This is a genomic window from Sphingosinicella sp. YJ22, assembly GCF_011320075.1.
GTDB lineage: Bacteria > Pseudomonadota > Alphaproteobacteria > Sphingomonadales > Sphingomonadaceae > Allosphingosinicella.
In genome coordinates, this window is sequence record NZ_JAANPA010000009.1 from 16,231 (window position 1) to 30,646 (window position 14,416).

The 14,416-nt window shown below is 67.1% G+C and carries 14 protein-coding genes; 3 read left to right on the plus strand and 11 right to left on the minus strand.

All coding sequences use genetic code 11. The annotated features are described in order from the left end of the window. Nucleotides 1–59 precede the first annotated feature (59 nt). Nucleotides 60–524 carry a hypothetical protein gene (locus G7B71_RS04970; protein WP_166038490.1) on the plus strand — a complete coding sequence of 155 codons (465 nt, stop codon included), beginning with the start codon at nucleotides 60–62 and terminating at the stop codon, nucleotides 522–524. A gap of 11 nt (nucleotides 525–535) precedes the next feature. Here G7B71_RS04970 and G7B71_RS04975 read toward each other — a convergent pair whose 3' ends face one another. From G7B71_RS04975 to G7B71_RS05010, 8 genes are all read right to left on the minus strand, one after another. Next, complete coding sequence (locus G7B71_RS04975; RefSeq protein ID WP_243406106.1) at nucleotides 536–1,897, minus strand: amidohydrolase family protein; 1,362 nt, start codon at nucleotides 1,895–1,897, stop codon at nucleotides 536–538. Nucleotides 1,898–2,080: 183 nt separating this feature from the next. Then, complete coding sequence (locus tag G7B71_RS04980; protein WP_166038491.1) at nucleotides 2,081–3,322, minus strand: hypothetical protein; 1,242 nt, start codon at nucleotides 3,320–3,322, stop codon at nucleotides 2,081–2,083. Then, nucleotides 3,319–4,569: a hypothetical protein gene (locus G7B71_RS04985; RefSeq protein ID WP_166038493.1), complete on the minus strand. Its 1,251-nt coding sequence runs from the start codon at nucleotides 4,567–4,569 to the stop codon at nucleotides 3,319–3,321. Before G7B71_RS04985 ends, G7B71_RS04980 begins: the two co-directional genes overlap by 4 nt. After that, nucleotides 4,569–5,594, minus strand: a complete 1,026-nt coding sequence (locus tag G7B71_RS04990; RefSeq protein WP_166038495.1) for a hypothetical protein — start codon at nucleotides 5,592–5,594, stop codon at nucleotides 4,569–4,571. The genes G7B71_RS04985 and G7B71_RS04990 overlap by 1 nt, the downstream gene beginning before the upstream one ends. 155 nt (nucleotides 5,595–5,749) lie before the next feature. After that, a complete protein-coding gene (locus tag G7B71_RS04995) occupies nucleotides 5,750–6,181 on the minus strand; it encodes a GNAT family N-acetyltransferase (protein ID WP_166038497.1) in 432 nt (143 codons plus the stop codon). After that, the gene (locus G7B71_RS05000; RefSeq protein WP_243406107.1) at nucleotides 6,178–7,428 is read right to left on the minus strand and encodes a DUF445 domain-containing protein; all 1,251 of its coding nucleotides are present in this window, start codon (nucleotides 7,426–7,428) and stop codon (nucleotides 6,178–6,180) included. Before G7B71_RS05000 ends, G7B71_RS04995 begins: the two co-directional genes overlap by 4 nt. Nucleotides 7,429–7,495: 67 nt before the next feature. After that, nucleotides 7,496–10,576, minus strand: coding sequence for an efflux RND transporter permease subunit (locus tag G7B71_RS05005; RefSeq protein WP_166038499.1), 3,081 nt, complete (start codon nucleotides 10,574–10,576; stop codon nucleotides 7,496–7,498). Nucleotides 10,577–10,598: 22 nt separating this feature from the next. Further along, nucleotides 10,599–11,804: an efflux RND transporter periplasmic adaptor subunit gene (locus G7B71_RS05010; RefSeq protein WP_243406108.1), complete on the minus strand. Its 1,206-nt coding sequence runs from the start codon at nucleotides 11,802–11,804 to the stop codon at nucleotides 10,599–10,601. 221 nt (nucleotides 11,805–12,025) lie between these two features. Between G7B71_RS05010 and G7B71_RS05015 the strand changes: the two genes are divergently transcribed. Beyond that, nucleotides 12,026–12,310: a GlsB/YeaQ/YmgE family stress response membrane protein gene (locus tag G7B71_RS05015; RefSeq protein ID WP_166038501.1), complete on the plus strand. Its 285-nt coding sequence runs from the start codon at nucleotides 12,026–12,028 to the stop codon at nucleotides 12,308–12,310. Nucleotides 12,311–12,408: 98 nt separating this feature from the next. Beyond that, a complete protein-coding gene (locus tag G7B71_RS05020; protein ID WP_166038503.1) occupies nucleotides 12,409–13,134 on the plus strand; it encodes an SIMPL domain-containing protein in 726 nt (241 codons plus the stop codon). An 81-nt stretch (nucleotides 13,135–13,215) separates the two neighbouring features. Here G7B71_RS05020 and G7B71_RS05025 read toward each other — a convergent pair whose 3' ends face one another. The 3 genes from G7B71_RS05025 to G7B71_RS05035 form a co-directional block, all read right to left on the minus strand. Beyond that, entirely contained in the window at nucleotides 13,216–13,470 is a 255-nt protein-coding gene (locus G7B71_RS05025) for a GlsB/YeaQ/YmgE family stress response membrane protein (RefSeq protein WP_166038611.1), read from the minus strand. A gap of 179 nt (nucleotides 13,471–13,649) precedes the next feature. Continuing rightward, nucleotides 13,650–13,949 (minus strand): DUF1153 domain-containing protein, encoded by a 300-nt coding sequence (locus G7B71_RS05030; RefSeq protein ID WP_166038505.1) that lies wholly within the window; start codon nucleotides 13,947–13,949, stop codon nucleotides 13,650–13,652. Nucleotides 13,950–14,066: 117 nt separating this feature from the next. Further along, complete coding sequence (locus G7B71_RS05035; RefSeq protein ID WP_166038507.1) at nucleotides 14,067–14,342, minus strand: hypothetical protein; 276 nt, start codon at nucleotides 14,340–14,342, stop codon at nucleotides 14,067–14,069. Nucleotides 14,343–14,416: the final 74 nt, after the last annotated feature.

The following is a 14,416-nucleotide window of genomic DNA, read 5'->3' on the forward strand; positions in this document are numbered from 1 at the left end:
ATAGGTCGTGGTCCCGACCAGTGGTATTATTCTCTCCTCCAGACGGAGGGAGAAGCTCCATGCTGTCGCCACAAGCAGTAGCTGCATTAATCGCGTTGGGCGGCGTGATCGTCAGCGCAATTGTAAGCTTCGTCACCGCTCGTGAGAGGCTAATTGCGGAACGACGCCTAGAAATAGCTGCCCATCGCACGATCCATAAGATTCTGAGGCAGACGCGCTGGCGAATGAGAACCTTCAGCGCGATTCAGCACCACCTGCCTGGCTTCGAGGATAACGAACTACGAAAACTGCTCGTGGCAGCCGGTGCCGTCGCATTCAGAAATGAAAAGGATCAGGAACTGTGGGGCCTGATTGACGCGAACCGGGGGGCGCTTTGGCCGGGCGATGATGGTTCAAACGGCACTCCTGGCTACTTCAGAAGAATAGCGGCCAAATTCACTCGTTGGCGGAGAGGCCCGGTCTTCCCCGGCCTCAAAGGGGTCGTGGTGGCCGCCCCGGCTCAAGCAAGGCCGCAATACGGCTAACGCCGTGCGGTTCAATCCGCATCGGGCAGAACGCGCTGGCCGCCCATCCGGTGGACCCGGCCGTGGCGCATCACGAACTGGACATTCTCGAGCAGGCGGACGTTCTGGGTCGGGTCGCCGGCGACCGCGATGATGTCGGCGTCCTTGCCGGGCTCGATCGTGCCGACTGTGTCCTGGCGGCCGAGCAGGGTCGCGGCGCTGACCGTCGCCGAGCGGATCGCGTCCATCGGCGACATGCCGGCGCGAACCATCAAAGCGAACTCCTCGGCGTTGCGGCCGTGCGGGCTGACTCCGCTGTCGGTGCCGAAGGCGATGTTGACGCCTTCGCGAAGCGCCCGGGCGAAGCTTCGCTCGGCGTTGCCGGCGGCCTCCTGCGCCTTTTGATATTGCGCCGCGGTGAGCGCCCCGCGCTGGCCGTCGGCGAGCGCCGCGGCGGGTGCGAGAAGGGTGGGGACGTAATAGGCCCCGGTCTGGCGGTAGAGCTGGAAAGTGCGGTCGTTGGTGAAGGTGCCGTGCTCGATCGAATTGACTCCGGCCTCGAGCGCCGCGTTGACTCCGTCGACGCCGTGGGCGTGGGCGGCGACGCGGCGACCGAACATGCGCGCCGTCTCGACGATCGAGCGCATCTCGTCGGGCATCATCTGCTGGTTGAGGCCGCCGGCGACGTTGCTGAGCACGCCTCCGGTCGCGGAGAATTTGATCACCTCGGCACCGCGCGAGATCTGCTCGCGTACCGCGCGGCGGCAGTCGTCGGCGCCGTTGCAGGTATTGATCGCGTCGGCCTCGCGGATGCGGGTGAGGTCGCGGTTGAGGCCGTTGACGTCGCCATGGCCGCCCGACACCGAAATCCCGCGGCCCGCCGCGACGATGGTCGGCCCCTCGAAATCGCCGGCGTTGATGGCGTCGCGGAGCGAGAAGATGAGGTGCGGATCGTTGCCAAGGTCGCGCACCGTGGTGAAGCCGGCCTGGAGGGTGCTGCGGGCGTGGACGGCGGCGGTATAGGCCTCGTCCTCATAGTCGCGGGTCGCCTCCTGGAGCCGCGCCTGGAAGCGGTCGTCGAGGCCGCGCATGTGGACGTGCATGTCCATGAGGCCGGGCAGGACATAGTGGTCGCGCAGGTTCACGACGCGGGCGCCGGGGACCTCGACGAAGCCGTCGCGGATCTCGGCGATGCGACGGCCGCGGGTGACGATGGTGACGTTGCGGCGCGGCGCCTGGCCGGGGACTGCGAGCAGCGTGCCGGCATGGATCGCGGTGACCGGCTCGCTTTGCGGCGCCGGCGCCTGCGCCGGTTGGGCGAAAGCGGGGGATGCAAGGCCGGCGGCAACGGCCATCGGCGCCGCCGCAGCGGCCAGAAATAGCGCGATTCTCATCTCAATCCCCTGTTGAGGCCCGGCGAATGTTCCCGAATGTTCGCAATGCCCATGGACGTCGAGCCATGCCGCGCCGAACGCGTCGGGCGGCATGATCGCGGGCTACTAGATCAGGCGAAATCCTATTTCGCAAGCGGTCCGGTCAGGGAGGAAGTGCCACCTCGAACGCGGCCCAGGCTCATCCTACACCGCCGGACCGCTGGCCTGCGAATAGAGAACGTAACCCATCGTAAGGAACAGCGCAGTGGCCAAAGCGATGAGGATCCCAAAAAGGATGCGCTCGCCAAGGCTCCAGGATTCGTCGGCATCGGTGGTGACCGGCTGGTCCTTCTGCGCCACCGGCTTCTGTCCGGAATGGTCAACATGGATGTTTGCCGCAGCCGTGGGAAGCGCCGAGACGCGCTGCAGAATCTCACGATGCGCCAGCTCGATGAGTTTGCCGTTGCGGGTGACTTGGTCGGCGACGTCGCGCATCTGCCCTTTGATCGCGGCCCACTGGCGGTACTGGTCGCTTCCGTCCAACTCGGCCTGCTGCTCCTCGACTTTCGCCCGCAGGCCGGCAGCCTGATCGGCCCATTCTGCGGTCCGGCTACGCTCGGAGGCGAGCTCGCCCTCTAGCGCGCGGCAGCGTTCCGACAGCTCGACTGTCTGGGTTTTAGTCGAGCGGTTCTCATCGATCGTCGCTGCGAAGGCCCGCGGCAGGACCTTGACGATCTCGGGTGCGGAAAGCGGGACAATGGGACTTGCGGCTTCAGGCACGCCGTCGGCCTGACCGGCATGAGGCACAAGAACGAGGATTCGTGCATGGTTGGGCGTCGGCGGGGGAAGCAGCGTAGCACGCAGGAGCTGGTCCGCCGCCAGCTTCCAACCGTCAGTCTCGTCCTTGCTCGTCGCCAGGAAAATCGCCGTGTCCGCGGCCGGTGTCGCCACGAAAGTCCACCCGCCCAGCACGGAAGGAAGGTTCGGCGACGGCTGCAGGAAGCCGGGAAGAAAGCGCGCCCTAAATTCGTCGGCGCGCGGGTCGAGGTCATCGCCTTTACGGGCGACATCGGCGAACGTGCGTAGGGATTTCAGCAGCGGCTCGGCATAGAGAAGGTCATGGTTCAGCAACCACACGCCGACCCCCGCATGGTTTTGCCGGTCCCCGTAAACTTCGTCGACCGCATGTCCGAAGACCGCGATCCAGGTGACACTGCGCGAACGATAGTTGAACCGCGCGAATTCCACGACATAATCGCCGGGCAGAAGGCTCAGCTCGTTGCGGAACCCGACATAATCGCTCGGGGGCACCCAGTCGGGCCGGGCGGCGGTCCCGCCGAGTACCTGCACCCGGAGCCCGCCAGAATAAGAGTGACTCTCCAGGACGAAGTCGTCCTGCGCGCGTTGCTCTGCCGCGGGCTTGTCGGCCTCCTTCAGCCGAGTCATCGCCCGGAGACGAAGTCGAGGAGCTTGTGGAAGGCCCGGACCAGCGCGGGCTTCCGGGGCGGTTCGGGAAAGAGTGACAGCGGCACCTCGCCTGCGGCCTGCAAGGCGTTGCGATAGAGGTAGGTCCACAGGCGCGGCGGATAGCTCTTCACGACTCCCTGAAGATCAGAGTCGTTTTTCAGCTGTAACCGCCCATCCTTGTTGATGATGCCCGAGACATAGGCGTTCAACTGCCGTTGGTCAGGATCGACGTCGAGTCTCTGGAAGGCGGCCAGTGCCTGCGCGTAATTGCCGTAGCAGAAGTCGAGCAAAGCGGGCCGGTCCTCCTCGACGCTTTCGGCGCGATCGCTCTCGCGCGCCGAGTGAGCGTCCCACTTGGTGACCAACATCAGGTGCCGGTCGCTCATGCGGTGGGTGGCGCGGCTGCGATCATAGGCGTCCAGCACGTTCGAGATCGCCAGCGAGGCGCCTTCGATCTCGTGGCTGTCCTCGTTCGCGTCCTCGTTCCCATAGACGAAGCGCTGGGTGTAAGGCGTGAGGTAGAGGAAGCTGATCCCGCCTTGGTAGCTGGCGATGAAGCTTTCGACAGCGGCTTGGAGCTCGGGGGCGGTGCGCTCCAGATCGGAATAGCGCTGATCCCGCTTCTTGAGCGGGCGGTACCATTCGCCATTGCTCTCCAGAAACGCGAAACGCTGCGGCGGACGACCCGTCGGGCGCACCTCGACCGGAATGAAGAAAGGCAAGCTGACATTGGTCTTGGGTGTCGGCTCACCGGCAATGAACGCCTGCGTGCCGACGTCGAACAGCCGCCGCGCATCTTCGTGCAGCTTGCGGCCGACCCCGTCGACGGAACCGAGGATCGGGTCGCACAACAGGATGCCGGTTTCGAGCCGCGGCTCCGACACCAGAGTGGCGAAGAGCGACAGAAGTAGCGACGTCTTGCCGCTGAAGGCCGTGCCGAACAGCACCACCGGATGATAGCCGCCGCTCTCGAGGGCGCGGGCAAGCTGAAGACCGAGGCGCCGCCCTCCGTCACGAGCGTCATCCGGAGGAGCGGATGGGCTAGAAGGGACGAGAGAGGAGGCGCCCGCTTCCTCCGCGCCGCTATAGGAAGGAAATCGCGGCGGTGCCTCGGCCTCCTCTTCGTTCGCCGCGCTCATCCGACGCCTCGCCCTGGAGGACAGTGGAGGCGGGACGAGCGCGGGTTGCGCTTCGGCGTCATAGGGTTTCGGCGCTTCGTCCGCCATCACCACGCTCCCGCCAGCTTGCTCTCGGTCGCCCTACGGCGGCCGCCATGCGCGGCGACCAGCATGAAGCAGTGGACCATGAAATAGTCGAAGCTAAAGGCGATCAGCAGGTAGACCCAGGTCACCGGTTGATCGATCCGCTCGAGGAAGAGCGCGGGCAATTTGAAGGCGTTGCCGAGACTCTGCACCTCGGAGATGTGCAACCCGTCGGGCACATCCCGCACCTCCGCGTGGCGCGACAGACGCTGGCGAAGGGCGCGATAGCGCGAATCCTGCGCTTCGAATTGCGGGAGCACCCGCGGCAGCATGAGCGGGCTGTACCCGGCCGACAACTCGGACCGCAGATTGCCGAGCGTCTCCTCCGCGCCATTGGCCTCCGCAATGGCGTTCCCAAGATCCGGATTGTTCCAGGCGGCCCGGCTGAGCAGCGTGTCGATGCGCTCCCGGTAGTCGGCGATGACCTCCTCGTTGCGTTCGCAATTCCGTCCGGTGTTGCTGAGCGGAGTGAAGCCGGGGAGGAGGCGCTGCAGCTCGGCGATTCGGCGGCGCGCTTCCTGGCCCTGGCCGCAGTTGAGCGGGTTGCGGATCTCGCTGAAAAAGGCCTCGCTGGCCGTCCGGACCTGGTTGCCGCGCTCAGTGGCGCCGCTGCTCTCCAGTTCCTGTTCGGCGACGCCCCTCAATCGCGCGAACCGCCCCTGCGCCTCGCCGGCGGCGTCAGTCAGGATACGACCGCCCTCCAGATAGAGCATCAGGCTGTTGTAGACGCCGGCGGCGCTGACCACGAGGAGGGCGGAGAACAGGACCGGGTGCTTCCTAATCCCGCCATTGTTACCGACGACTTGGGCGAGATACCAAGCGAAGATCGCGACCACCGCGGCCCCCACCATCGCCAGGAAAATCCTGGAGCGCAGGAACAGATTGAAGTATCCGTAGGCGATGATCGCGAAGAAGATCAGCGAGAAGACGAACAGCAGGACCTGCATCGACCGGTATCGATTGACCTGCTCGGCTTTGGAGCCCCCCATGGCCTTTCCCCTTGGCCTTAACGATTCGGCAAGGAAGGCTAGAACCGCCTATTCATTGAGGAAATGAGGGTCCGATCCGAAACGGACCGGTTCTCGTCCGCTATGGAGCGAGCTTTGCCGGCGGTCGACGCCGGCCCGAACGATGATTGACCATTTCAGCCGGTCAGCGCTCGGTAGAAGCGGTAGCTGCTTCGTTCGTAGCCGAGGCGCTCGTAGAAGGCGTGGGCGTCGGCTCGGCGAAGGTTGCTGGTGACCTCGATCAGGCCGCAGCCCGCCGCGCGCAGGTGGCGCTCCGCGGCCTCCACGAGCAGCCGTCCCAACCCTTGGCCGCGCGCCTCCTCCGCGACGACCAGCATCGTGATCCGGCCGACCGGGCGCGGACGGTGAAGCACGGGCGTTATACCCAGGGTGATGCAGCCGACGATCCGGTCGGTCTCGGCGATCAGGGTCGGGCGGCCCTGCTCGGTAAGATCGTGGAGCCGTGCGCCGAGCCCGTCCTCGTCGACCTCGTAGCCGAGGGCGCGGATCAGGGTCACCAGGGTCGGAATGTCGCGCGTCTCCGCCTCGCGGATGCTCGGCCCGGTCAAAAGGCGACCTCGATCGTGTGGATGAGGAGGCCCACCAGGCCTCCGACGACGGTGCCGTTGATCCGGATATATTGGAGGTCCTTGCCGACCGCGGATTCGAGGCGGGCGGTGATCGTGCCGGCGTCCCAGCGCTTGACCGTGTCGGAGACGAGCCGGACGATGCCGTCGCCATAATCGGCGGCGACTCCGACGATCGCCCGCCGGGCGAAGCGGTTGATGCCCTGGCGGAAGCGGTTGTTATGCTCCAGCGCCTCGCCGAGCTCGCGCAGCATGGTTCCGACCTCGCCGGCGAGCGCGCCTTCGGGATCGCGGACCCGACGGATGAGGCCGGTGCGCATCCGCTCCCACACGCCCAGCCACCATTGCTCGACCGCGGGATTGTCGAGCAGGCCCGACTTGAGGTCCATGACGCGCTGGCGCATTTCCGGATCGCTGCGCAGCTTCTCGGCGAGATCGCGCAGTTGCTCCTCGATCTTCTTGCGCAGCGGATGGGCGGGATCGGCGGCGAGCTCGGTCAGCAGCCGGTCGATGCCGTCGATGATCTTGTCGGCGACGGTGGAGTCGAGACCGGTCCAGCGCAGGATCGAGCCGGAGCGGTCGTGGACCATCTGGCGGATCAGGTCCTCGTTGTTGTTGACGAGGCGCGCGATGGCGATGACCAGCTCGTCGAGCAGGGGGACGTGGCGGTCCTCGGCGATCGCGGCGTCGAGCGCCTCGCCGATCAGCGGCGCGGCGTCGAAGCTGCGCAGCCGGTCGGCGAGGACTCCCTTCACCATGGTGCCGAAGCGTTCGGGATCGAGCGCTTCCAGCATATTCTCGAGCATTCGAGCGGCGCCACGCCACAGCCGGCCCTGCTGCGGCGGCTCGGCGAGGAAGCGGCCCGCGGCGCCGGCGACGTCGACCCGTTGCATTCGGCGGGCGACGACCGACGGCGTGAGGAAATTGTCGCGCAGGAACAAGGCGAGCGTGTCGCCGATGCGGTCCTTGTTGCGCGGGATGATCGCGGTGTGCGGGATCGGCAGGCCGAGCGGGTGGCGGAACAGGGCGGTCACCGCGAACCAGTCGGCGATTCCGCCGACCATCGCCGCTTCCGCGAACGCCTTGACGAAGCCCCAGGCGGGATGCGCGCGCTCGAGGCCCGAAACGGCGATGAACACGGCCGCCATCGCCGCCAGCATCGCCGTCGCGACGACCCGCATTCGGCGGCCGCTGTCAGGCGGAGGGTAGCGGACGGGCAGCGGGATCATGGCCCATCAATAGACGGCGGCGATTTGGGTTCAACCGGGGCGCAGATCGGGCGCCCCGGCCGGACCCTCATTCGGCGGGCTGCTGACCGTGCTCGCGCTCCGGGGCCGGCGCATCCTTGCCGCCATTGGTGAGCCAGCGCTTGAGCTTCGGCCCGAGCCGCTCCTCGATGCCGAGCGCCAGGCTGAACGTGCCGGGCACCAGCACCAGGGTCAGCACCGTCGACAGGATGAGGCCGCCCATCACGACGATGCCCATCGGCGCGCGCCAGGCGGCGTCGCCGCTGAGCGCCAGCGCGGTCGGCAGCATGCCGGCCGACATCGCGACGGTGGTCATCACGATCGGCTGGGCGCGCTTGTGGCCGGCGTCCATGATCGCGGTGAACTTGTCGACGCCCTTGTCCATCTCCTCGAGCGCGAAGTCGATCAGAAGAATCGAGTTCTTCGCGACGATGCCGAGCAGCATCAGCAGGCCGATATAGACCGGCAGCGAGATGGCGTGGCCGGTGATGATCAGCGCGATGAGACCGCCGAGCGGCGCGAGGAACAGCGAGCCCAGGTTCACCAGCGGCGGCAGCACGCGCTTGTAGAGCAGCACCAGCACCGCCAGCACGAGGAATATGCCCGCGATCACCGCAAGGAAGAAGTTCGAGATCATCTCCGCCTGCCAGCGGTTCATGCCCGTCACGACCTCGCGGACGCCGATCGGCAGGTTCTGCATCACCGGCAGGGCGCGGATCTTCTCATAGACCGGGCCGCTGACCTGGCCGGGGGCGAGGTCGGCGCCGATGTTCACTCGGCGGATCTGGTTGATCCGGTCGATGCGCGTCGGGCCGGCGCCGAAGCCGATGTCGGCGACCAGACGAAGCGGCACCGAGCCGCCATTGGAGGTCTGGACCGGCAGGTTCTGGATGTTCGCCAGCTTGGCGCGGGCATCTTCCTCGAACGCCACCCGGATCGGGATTTGGCGGTCGGACAGCGAGAAGCGGGCGCTGTTCTGGTCGATGTCGCCGAGGGTCGCGATCCGGATCGCGTTGCTGAGCGCGGCGGTGGTCACGCCGAGCTCGGCAGCGAGGTCGGCGCGCGGACGGATGGTGATTTCCGGGCGCTGAAGGTCGCCGGCGACTCGCGGAGCGACCAGCTCGGGGATCGTCGCCATTTCCTGGACCAGCTGGTTCGAAATCCGGTTCAGAAGCACCGGATCGCTCGATCCGAGCGTGATGGTGAGATCGCGCATGCCGCCGAATTGCGAGCGGAACGAGACGCGGGCGTCGGGGATCGCCGCGAGCTGCGGAGCGACCGAACGCTCGAACTCGGTGCTGGTCATCTCGCGCTCCTCGCGGAGCTGGGCGACCACCGATCCGCTGCCGACGCGGGTGCGGGAGAAGACGGCCTCGACCTCGGGCCGCGCCTTGAGGATCTCCTCGGTGCGGCGGACGACGGCGGCGGTCTGCTCGAGCGTGCTGCCCGGAGCCATCTCGATCGAGGCGGCGCTGCGGTCGAGGTTGACCGTCGGCTGGAAGGTCTGCGGGATCATCATGAAGCCGGCCACGGTCGCGGCGAGCGAGAGGACGCCGCCGACGACGGTCGTCCAGCGGTGCTTCAGAGTCCAGCGCAGGAGGCCCATGTAGCGGTCCATCAGCCAGCCTTCGCCGTGCGACTGCTTGCCGTGAGGCTTGAGCAGATAGGCGGCCATCATGGGCGTTATGAGTCGTGCCACAGCGAGGCTGATCAGCACCGCCACGACCACGGTGAAGCCGAAATTCTTGAAATACTGGCCGGCGACGCCGGGCATGAAGCCCACGGGCATGAACACCGCGACGATCGAGAAAGTGGTCGCGACGACGGCGAGGCCGATCTCGTCGGCGGCCTCGATCGATGCCTGATAGGCGCTCTTGCCCATGCGCATATGGCGGACGATGTTCTCGATCTCCACGATCGCGTCGTCGACCAGCACGCCGGCGACCAGGCCGAGCGCCATCAGAGTCATCGTGTTGAGCGAGAAGCCCATCAACGAGATGAACCAGAAGGTCGGGATCGCCGAGAGCGGGATGGCGACGGCAGAGATCGCCGTCGCGCGCCAGTCGCGAAGGAACAGGAACACGACGAGCACCGCCAGCGCGGCGCCCTCGATCAGCGATTCCATCGCGGAGTGATATTGCGCGCGGGTATATTCGATGTCGCTGGTCAGCTCGACGAAGCGGACCTCGGGATTGCGCTGCTCGAGCTCGCGCAGCTTGGCGACGGCGCCGTCATAGACGCTGAGGTCGGATTCGCCGCGGGCGCGCTTGATCTCGAACGACAGGACCTGCTGGCCGTCGCGAGTCGCGAAGGCGCGCTGCTCGGCATAGAGGTCGCGTACGGTGGCGATGTCGGCGAGCTTGACCGTGCGGCCGCCGCCGATCGCGATCTGGGTCTGGCCGAGGCGGTAGGCGTCGGTGGCGTTGCCGAGGACCCGCAGCGACTGCTCGGAGCCGGCGATCTCGGCACGCCCGCCGGCCGCGTTCATGTTGGTCTGGCGAAGCTGTGCGTTCACCTGGCTGGCAGTGATCCCGTAGGCCTGCATCCGCGCGGGATCGAGCATGACCCGGATCTCGCGGTTGACTCCGCCGGTGCGCTCGACTCCGGCAAGGCCGGGAACCGACAAAAGCTCCTGGCTGACCGTGTTGTCGACATACCAGCTCAGCCGCTCGAGCGACATGTTGGTGGTAAGCGCGGTGAAGCTCGCCAGTCCCTGATCGCTGGTGTCGACCCGGAAGACCTGGGGCTCGATGATGCCATCGGGCAGATCGCTGCGGATCTGCTGGATCGCGTTGCGGACGTCATCGAGCGCACGATCGACCTGGGTGCCGATGGCGAGCTGGACGACCGTCTGCGAATTGCCCTCGCTGACCGTCGAGGTGATCTCCTCGATGCCGGTGATCGAGCGGACCGCCGCCTCGACGCGGGTGGTGATCTGGTTCTCGAGCTCGGCCGGAGCGGCACCCGGCTGCGAGATCGAGACGATCACGATGGGGAAGTCGATGTCGGGCTCGTTCTGGACCTGCATCGTCATGAAGCTGACGATGCCGGCAACCGTCAAGGCGACGAACAGGACGATCGACGGAACCGGGTTCCGGATCGACCAGGCGGAGATGTTGCGAAGGCCCATGGCGAGTCCGATCCAGACTTGGTTAGTTGCGCGCCCGCTCGGGCCGGACCGTCTGGCCCGGGGTGAGGAAGGCGCCGGCGGAAAGCACGATACGCTCGTTGCCGTTGAGGCCCTCGACGATCGACATGCCGCGGTCGCTCACCTCGCCGATCCGCACGTTGCGGCGAACGACCTTGTTGTCGTTGCCGACGATCAGAACGAAGCTGCCTTGGGCATCGCTCTGAACGGCGGATTCGGGGAGCAGCGGCGCGGTGACGCTGCCAGTGTCGAGCGTCGCCTGGGCGAAGCCACCCGGGCGCAGCTCGCGGTTATAGGGGACGGCGATGCGCGCCTCGCCCTGACGGGTCTGCGGATCGACGATCGGCGATACCAGGCGGATCTGGCCCTGATAGGTCTGCTCGGAGCCGACCGGGGTGACGACCGCCGGCATGCCGACCTGGAGCCGCGCGAGCTCGTCCTGCGGAAGCCGGGCGACGAGCTCCATCTGGCCGCCCTGCGCGATCCGGAACAGAGCGCCGGAGCCGCCGCCGACCACCTGGCCGGCCTCGACATTGCGGTCGAGCACGAGGCCCGCCGCCGGAGCGCGGACGTCGAGCCGCTGGATTCGTGCGCGGGTGCCGGCGACCTGCGCCTGGGCGACTCGGACCCGCGCGGCGGCGGCGTCGCGGGTCGCGGTCAGGCGATCGATGTCGGCGCGCGACACGAAGCCGCGCGGCAGCAGCCGCTGGGCGCGGTCGAGATTGGACTGGGCGAGGCGCAGGTCCGCCTGGGCGACCCCGACCTGGGCGGAGAGCTGGGCGGCTTCCTGGGCCTGGACCGAGCGGTCGATGACGGCGAGCACCTGGCCGGCGCGGACCCACTGGCCGGCATCGACCAGCACGCGCGCGACCTGGCCGCCTTCGCCGGGGACCCCGACCGGAAGGTCGCGGATCGCGGCGAGCGAGCCGGTCGCGGTGATGGTGCGGCCGACCTGCTGGCGGCCGGGGACGATCACGCTGACCACCGGCGCCTGGCCGCCCTGCGCGCCCTTGGGCGGGGCCTTGGCGGGCTCCTCGGCCGAGCCGCCGAACATGAACATGGCCGCGAGCAGAAGCACGACCACCGCCACGACGGCGATGATGATGTTGCGCCGCCGGCGCCGCCTCACGACGACGACGGTCTCGTCGACCGGAGATTCCTCGATGCCATCGCGGCGCCAGCTGGTCGTCTCGACGTTCATAACCTTCATTGTCCCCTGCCCACACGTGCCCGCCCGGGCCCTAGCCCGACGTCCCATTGCTGTATTAGCTGACTAGATCACCCCCGGCAAGGTGATTCACCACCTGACGCCATTCGTTGATTAACTGGTGGCCGGAACCGCTTTTTACTAGTCTTGTTACAGCTTGGCCACGCATGAATATGGCGGCGCGCGCCAGTAGAGGCGCAAATATCGGCGGGAGGAGAGCAGATATGGAACAGTTGATGGCCGACTATGGCATCGTCGGATGGATCATCATCGGCGGCCTGGCAGGCGCGATCGCCAAGCTGATCATGCCGGGCAAGGACCCGGGCGGGTGCGTCGTCACCATCCTGCTCGGAGTCGCCGGCGCCCTGCTCGCGGGCTTCCTCGGCCGGCAGCTCGGCTGGTACGACGCGGACGACGCCGGGGCCGGGTTCATCGCCGCCATCGTCGGCGCCCTCATCATTCTCGTGGTCTATCGCATGATCATGGGGGTGCGCCGCCCGCGTCTTTGAACCGAACCCCGTTCCACCCGTTACGGTACCGGCTCGTTCATCTTCGAGCCGGTGGCTCCGCGCTATCCGATTGGCACGGACAGTAAGGGAGTAACGGTATGAAGCGTCTCATCCTCGCATCGCTGGCGGCCTGCGCCGCCACGCCCGCCCTGGCGCAGCCGACGGTGCCGCCGCCGCTCACCACGCCGATCAGCGGCGTCCGCCTCGACGTCGTCGTCACCGGCGAGGTCACGCGGGTGCCCGACCAGGTCACCATCAGCGCCGGGGTCACCAGCCGCGCGCCGCAGGCCCAGGCCGCGCTCCGCGACAATGCCACGCAGATGGAGCGGGTTCGCGCCGCCCTGCGCAGGCTGGGCATCGCCGACCGCGACATCCAGACCGGCACCATCTCGCTGCACCAGGATTACGAGCGGACGCCGGAGGGCGGCCGACCGAGCGGCTATGTCGCGAGCAATCAGCTCAACATCCGCTTCCGCGACGTCGCCAATGCCGGCCGAATCATCGACGCGCTCGTCGCCGAAGGCGTCAACAACGTGCAGGGGCCGATGTTCGGCCTCGCAAATCGCGACAGCGCGGTCGACGAGGCGCGCACTCGGGCGATCGCCGTGGCGCGCGCCCGCGCCGACCTCTACGCCCGCACGCTCGGGACGCGGGTGCGCCGGATCATCGCGATCAGCGAGACGGGCCAGCCGGGGGTCATCATGGGCGAAGCGAGGATGGCGGCCCAGGCAGGCGACGCGTCGACCCAGATCGTTCCCGGCGAGCAGGTGGTCGGCACCACGGTCAACGTCACCTTCGAGCTCGATCCGCCGCCGAGCCGCTGACCGCGTCTTCGCGAGGCAAAAGAAATGCCGCGCCGGGGAGGTCCCGGCGCGGCATTTTCATTGTCCGTTCGGGCTGGGTGCTTAGCGCACCGCGCCGCGGCGGAACAGGTTGACGATCGCGAGCAGCACGATCGCGCCGACCAGCGACACCAGGAACGAGGTCAGGGTGATGCCCTGATTGATGCTGCCGCCGCCAACCACCAGGCCGGCGAGGAAGGCGCCGACGATGCCGACGACGATGTTGAGAAGAATGCCCTGCTGCGCGTTGGTGCGCATCACGATGCTGGCGAGCCAGCCCACGACGCCGCCAACGATAAGCCAGACGATGATACCGATCATGAGCCTTGCCTCCTTGAAACCGGTGCGTTGAATTTGGTTTCGAACGCGGTCCGATCCAAAGACGCTCTAGGGCGACGGTTGTTCCTGTCGGGCGGGGTGAGAAGTGGTTAACGCAAACGAATCGCGGCGGCGCGCCCGGGGAGGGCGGCCGCCGCGACTTTTCGGTGTTGGTGCCGTCAGTAGCGCTGCTGGCGCTCGTACAGCGACTTGTAATGCTGGATGCGGGTGACGCGCAGGCCGGGCATGCCCGACCGGTCCACCGCGCGCTGCCAGCTCGCGAATTCCTCGAGGCTGAGACCGTAGCGATCGCACGCTTCGTCCACCGTGAGGAGCCCGCCATTCACCGCGGCGACAACCTCCGCCTTGCGGCGCACGACCCAACGAGTCGTGCCCGGCGGCGGCAGGCTTTCGATGGTGAGCGGCTCCCCGAGAGGACCGATCACCTGCGCGGGACGGAATTTTTGGTTTTCGATCATTACTACCTCAAAACAGCGATACGCATCGATCTTACGTCTCGTCCCCCGCAGCCGATGTAATCAGAGGTGGTTGAAGGAAGGCTAAAGCCGGGTGGTAAAAATACCGGTCATGGCGGTTTAGCCGGGGTTTATCCGGCGTATCGCCATGGCACGGCTGAAACAGGACTGTCCCGCCGCGGCCTCGTTCCAGCCCTCCTCGCCGAGGAGCAGGGCGGCCAGCGTTCCGGAACTCGACTGGCTTTTCAGACCGGACGTGCAGCGGCCATGCGCCCGCGCCGTCGGGGTCGAATCCTGCCGGGCGACGGCGAGCGCCGCGAATTCCGCATAATGAGGATGAGCGGACGGACCTTGTTCGAGCAGGCGCTGGGCGCGCAGGAGAAAGGCCTGGTCCATGGCCCGCCACATAGCCGGCGAGTCTTGAAGGTGAGGTAAAGAGCGCCGAAGGGTGGGCGGATCGCGCCCGCCAC

Bases quoted from the DNA above. Each gene is read 5' to 3' on its own strand.
- G7B71_RS04970 (WP_166038490.1), top strand. From the start codon at position 60: ATGCTGTCGCCACAAGCAGTAGCTGCATTAATCGCGTTGGGCGGCGTG.
- G7B71_RS04975 (WP_243406106.1), bottom strand. From the start codon at position 1,897: ATGAGAATCGCGCTATTTCTGGCCGCTGCGGCGGCGCCGATGGCCGTT.
- G7B71_RS04980 (WP_166038491.1), bottom strand. From the start codon at position 3,322: ATGACTCGGCTGAAGGAGGCCGACAAGCCCGCGGCAGAGCAACGCGCG.
- G7B71_RS04985 (WP_166038493.1), bottom strand. From the start codon at position 4,569: ATGGCGGACGAAGCGCCGAAACCCTATGACGCCGAAGCGCAACCCGCG.
- G7B71_RS04990 (WP_166038495.1), bottom strand. From the start codon at position 5,594: ATGGGGGGCTCCAAAGCCGAGCAGGTCAATCGATACCGGTCGATGCAG.
- G7B71_RS05000 (WP_243406107.1), bottom strand. From the start codon at position 7,428: ATGATCCCGCTGCCCGTCCGCTACCCTCCGCCTGACAGCGGCCGCCGA.
- G7B71_RS05005 (WP_166038499.1), bottom strand. From the start codon at position 10,576: ATGGGCCTTCGCAACATCTCCGCCTGGTCGATCCGGAACCCGGTTCCG.
- G7B71_RS05010 (WP_243406108.1), bottom strand. From the start codon at position 11,804: ATGAAGGTTATGAACGTCGAGACGACCAGCTGGCGCCGCGATGGCATC.
- G7B71_RS05015 (WP_166038501.1), top strand. From the start codon at position 12,026: ATGGAACAGTTGATGGCCGACTATGGCATCGTCGGATGGATCATCATC.
- G7B71_RS05020 (WP_166038503.1), top strand. From the start codon at position 12,409: ATGAAGCGTCTCATCCTCGCATCGCTGGCGGCCTGCGCCGCCACGCCC.
- G7B71_RS05030 (WP_166038505.1), bottom strand. From the start codon at position 13,949: ATGATCGAAAACCAAAAATTCCGTCCCGCGCAGGTGATCGGTCCTCTC.
- G7B71_RS05035 (WP_166038507.1), bottom strand. From the start codon at position 14,342: ATGGACCAGGCCTTTCTCCTGCGCGCCCAGCGCCTGCTCGAACAAGGT.